The organism is Spirosoma spitsbergense DSM 19989, assembly GCF_000374085.1.
GTDB classification, from domain to species: Bacteria; Bacteroidota; Bacteroidia; order Cytophagales; family Spirosomataceae; genus Spirosoma; species Spirosoma spitsbergense.
This window is the reverse complement of sequence record NZ_KB893473.1, coordinates 1-4884: the sequence shown is the minus strand read 5'-3', so window position 1 is coordinate 4884 and position 4884 is coordinate 1. Positions and strand designations below refer to the sequence as shown.

The following is a 4884-nucleotide window of genomic DNA, read 5'->3' as shown; positions in this document are numbered from 1 at the left end:
CTGCAACCGCATGGTATTTTCGGCATACTGGTCGCTGTGGCGAGCCAATTGCAGAAAGTTGATTCGGTGACGAACACTCAAAAACAGCATCAGAATGTGGTGTATAAATTGCCGACGGGGTTTGGTCAAATCGGGCAGGTTAGCTACTATTGTACTCAGTAGGGCTGGTCCTTGCATAAAGGCGTTGTTTGGTTTGGATGTCAGATACCCAAAACTAACACGCCTTTTTCATATCCCTAAAAATTGACGAACCATTGACAAAAGTAAAGGTGTTTATTATCCAGAGTTAACTAGTATTACCCGCTACTCGAATCATCATAATGCTAAAAGTTCAGGATATGAATAATACAAATACGATTCGTTCTCTTGGTTGGTTATTGGGCTTGATGCTGCTCTTCTCCTGGAACTTACGGGCGGAGGGCAACCCAGGGCGAATCGATACTGGCCATCTGGTTCAGTCTAGTGAGTTCTTCAAACTACTAACTCCAGTCGACCCGCCCCCCATCAGCCTGACGGCCACGGTTGGCGTACCCTTTTCGTTTACATTAACAAGGACGTTGCCTATCCCACCGGGGTCCTCCACTTTCACCATCGGTGTTACGGGGCTACCCGACAACGGACTGAGCCGAAGAGGTTTCGTTCCAGGGTTCATTGCGGGGACTCCCCTCACCTCAGGGGTGATGAATCTGACCGTGATTGAAACTTCTACAGCGAGCGATCCCGTCAACAACGCAACCACCTGGCGAGCCTACACCATTACAGTCGATCCACCGCGTCCCCCCATCAGCCTGACGGCCACGGTTGGCGTACCCTTCTCGTTTACATTAACAAGGACGTTGCCTATCCCACCGGGGTCCTCCACTTTCACCATCGGTGTTACGGGGCTACCTGACAACGGATTGAGCCGAATAGGTTTCGTTCCAGGGTTCATTGCGGGGACCCCCCTCACCTCAGGGGTGATGAATCTGACCGTGATTGAAACCTCTACAGCAAGCAATCCCGTCAACAATGCCACCACCTGGCAAGCCTATACCATTACGGTTGATCCACCGCGCCCCCCCATCAGCCTGACGGCCACGGTTGGCGTGCCCTTTTCGGCTACATTGCCCAGGACGTTGCCTATCCCGCCTGGATCGTCCACTTACACCATCGGTGTGACGGGGCTGCCCGCCAACGGACTGAGCCAAATGAGTATTGATCCGGCCTTCATTGTGGGCACTCCCCTCACCTCAGGGGTGATGAATCTGACCGTGGTCGAAACCTTTACGGCCAGCCAGCCCGTCAACAACGCAACCACCTGGCGAGCCTACACCATTACCGTCAGCCCTGCAACCCCAACCGCACCCTTCAGTATCACAGGAGTGACAACGGTGAGTTGTGCGACTGTAACGGTCGGTGAGCGTATGCTGACCTTCACCCCCCAGTATACAGGCGTAACCGGTCAACCCATTAGTTTCTCGGTCGTCAACGAGATGCTGCCCACCACCAGCCCCGGCCCTTACACCCTGCGTTTGTACACTGACAACCCCACCATTACACTAAAGGCCACACAAACAGGCAGTCCCGGCGAGGCTAGTTTCAACTACAACTGGCTGGCTGTTTGCGGGGGAGGTTCACCGCCACCACCGCCTACCGGCACGTTTTCTATCACGGGCGTGACCACGGTAAGTTGTGCTACTGTTACTGCCGGTGAGCGCCAACTGACGTTTACCCCACGGTACACGAGTCTGAACGGGCAACCCGTGAGTTTCTCGGTGGTTAATGAGATGCTGCCCACCACTAGCCCCGGCCCTTACACCCTCCGCCTTTACACCGACAACCCAACCATCACGCTAAAGGCCACCCAGACCGGCACGCCCATTGAAGCCAGCTTTGCCTATAACTGGCTGGCCGTCTGTAGTGGGGGAGGTGCTCCCCGTCTGGGTGTGAGCCTGGAACCCACGGCTAAACTACAGGTGAAGCTACTGGGCAACCCGGTGCGTGAGGCCGTTAGGGTGGAGGTGACAGGTGGTGAAAACACAACCATACACCTGTCCTTGACGGATATGATGGGCCGTATTGTTGGCGAAAGTCGAACAGAGCGAGCTAGTGCCGACGAATACTATCGGTTTGATGTATCGACCCTACCGGCAGGTACACTCTTACTAAGGACCAGTAGCCAGGGTCAATCGGAAACGGTCAGGATTCTAAAAGTGAACTAATGACCCTATTACCCAGGCAATCAAAAGGCTCCAGCTACTAGTTGGGGCCTTTTGGCTGTTTTTTGATGTCACCCGCTAGCAAACTCGCCGAATCATCCGTCAGTGTGCACACAAACCCTACCTAAATAAATCACTAAAGACTTGCCCGCAATCATTATCTTTTGGGCGTATTTGCCTTTGTTCTTTTTGATCACACCTGTTCATAGTTCAATACCCTGTGACGTATCCCGAATTTGAAGCCCGCTGGAAACCGGCGGGTGGTGCCGAACGCGCCAACTATGGTCTGTTCCTGCAAGACCTGTGCGCCCTCATTGGCGCACCCAGTCCTGATCCCACTACCGACAACCCCGCTCAGGATGCCTACGTACTGGAACGGGCGGTAGAGTTCAATGACAACGGTAAACGCAGTACCGGCCGAATTGACCTCTACAAACGCGGCTGTTTTGTGCTGGAAACCAAACAGGGGACAGAAACGCCGGATCAGCAACAGGCGTTGGACCACAAAGAATTAGGGTTTGCCCCCGAAAAACGCCGGAAAGGGCACGCCGTTCGCGGCACAACTAAATGGCAACAAATGATGCAGACCGCCCGCCAACAGGCGTTGGGTTACGTGCGGGCATTACCTGCCGACGAACCTCGGCCCCTTTTCGTATTAGTGGTTGATGTGGGGTATTGTATCGACGTGTACAGCAACTTTGCGGGGGTGGGTGATCAGTTTGTACCGTTTCCGGATCAAACCCGTTACCGGCTCCCATTGGCGAAACTGGCTGAGGAGGAAACGCGGGCTATGTTGCGGCTCATTTTTACGGACCCCCGCGAACTGGATCAGAGCCGACGAGCCGCCCGCGTAACGCGTGAACTGGCTGAATACCTGGCTAAACTATCTACTCAACTAGAACGCTCTGGCTATGCCCCCGATTTAGTGGCTCAGTTCCTGATGCGGTGCCTGTTTACCATGTTTTCGGAGGATGTGGGCCTGATACCCAAAACCTCCTTTACGGGCATGTTACGCAAATATTCAGAACCGGACATGCGCGAATTTTTGCCTGATGCCTTACAAACGCTCTGGCATACGATGGATACGGGCGGTTTCTCTCCCGACCTAAAGGCCCGGCTACGCAAGTTTAACGGCAAACTGTTTCACGATGCCCGGGCGTTTCCGTTGACCGCTGATCAAATAGCCTTACTGCTCAAATCGGCAGAATCGGATTGGACCGCCGTAGAACCGGCCATTTTTGGCACCTTGCTGGAACGGGCCTTAGACCCCCGCGAACGGCATAGTTTAGGTGCCCACTACACCCCGCGCCGGTATGTGGAGCGGTTGGTATTGCCGACGGTGCTGGAACCCCTGCGCCGGGAATGGGCGGCTGCTCAGGCTGCGGCCGCGCAACTACTGGAGGAGGGAAAAGACAAAAACGCCCGCGCCGAACTGGAACGGTTTTTACGGCGTCTGACGACCATCAAAATACTGGACCCGGCCTGTGGTTCGGGTAATTTCCTGTATGTAACGCTGGAACACCTCAAACGGCTGGAGGGTGAAGTATTGGCGGCTATCAACTCCTACGGGGGAACGGGTTTGCTCAACCTTAGCGGAGGTACGACCATTTCACCCCGCCAACTATTGGGCCTTGAACTGAACCCCCGCGCTGCCGCTATTGCCGATGTGGTGCTGAAAATTGGCTATCTGCAATGGCATTTACGCACCCACGGCGAAAGTGAATTACCCGAACCGCTGTTAGACGAATACGAGAACATTCATCAACAGGACGCCGTATTGCAGCACGACCCGCCCGTTCCGCGTCTGGATGCCAACGGCCAACCCGTTACGCGGTGGGATGGGGTAACAACTAAACTACACCCAGCAACCGGCCAACCCGTACCCGACGAAACCGCCCGCACGACCGTTTACGACTACCCAAACCCCAAACCCGCCCAATGGCCGCAAGCTGATTTCATTGTTGGTAATCCACCGTTTATTGGAGGGAAATGGTTGCGTGAATCTTTGGGTGATGGATACGCCGAAGCATTACGCAAAGCCTACAAAGGTAAGATACCAGAATCTGCCGATTTTGTCATGTACTGGTGGGATAAGGCTGCTCAACTTGTTCGTGAAGAGCAAGTTGAGTACTTTGGATTTATCACTACCAATTCAATAACAATGACGTTCAATAACCGCGTCATTCAAACAAACTTAGAAAATCTGGATTCCCCCGTTTCTATCGTGTTCGCAATACCCGACCATCCTTGGGTTGACAGCCATGATGGAGCTGCGGTGCGCGTTGCCTTTACCGTTGGGACTGCGGGCAAACTTGAAGGTAGAAGCACCCTAGTAACGCGTGAAATCAGTTCAGTAGATGACGAAGCGGCAACAGTTGTATTAAGCGAAAGTATAGGAAGGATAAATTCAGATTTGAGTGTTGGTGCAGATGTAACACAAGCACAACCACTCAAAGCAAATGAGAAGTTGAGCAATAGAGGAGTTCAACTTTTTGGGGCAGGTTTTATAATAGAGATTAAGTCAATTTGATTGTTTATCTACACACGCGACCTTTGCCTGATGAAATCGACCCAATGGCGAACCAACCCCACTCGTTTTTTGGCTATGACAGGCTATACCATCGAGCAGTTTGATGCACTCTTGCCCTTCTTTGAAGAGGCCCATGATGACTATCTTCAACGATTT

General features: G+C 53.1%; 2 protein-coding genes. Both read left to right on the top strand.

Translation table 11 applies throughout. The annotated features are described in order from the left end of the window. Positions 1-338: 338 nt before the first annotated feature. Positions 339-2201 (top strand): T9SS type A sorting domain-containing protein, encoded by a 1863-nt coding sequence (locus tag B157_RS39680; RefSeq protein WP_245565052.1) that lies wholly within the window; start codon positions 339-341, stop codon positions 2199-2201. A 217-nt stretch (positions 2202-2418) separates the two neighbouring features. Then, on the top strand, positions 2419-4728 hold the full coding sequence (locus tag B157_RS34940) for a DNA methyltransferase (RefSeq protein WP_020603203.1): 2310 nt from the start codon (positions 2419-2421) through the stop codon (positions 4726-4728). The last annotated feature ends 156 nt before the right edge of the window (positions 4729-4884 follow it).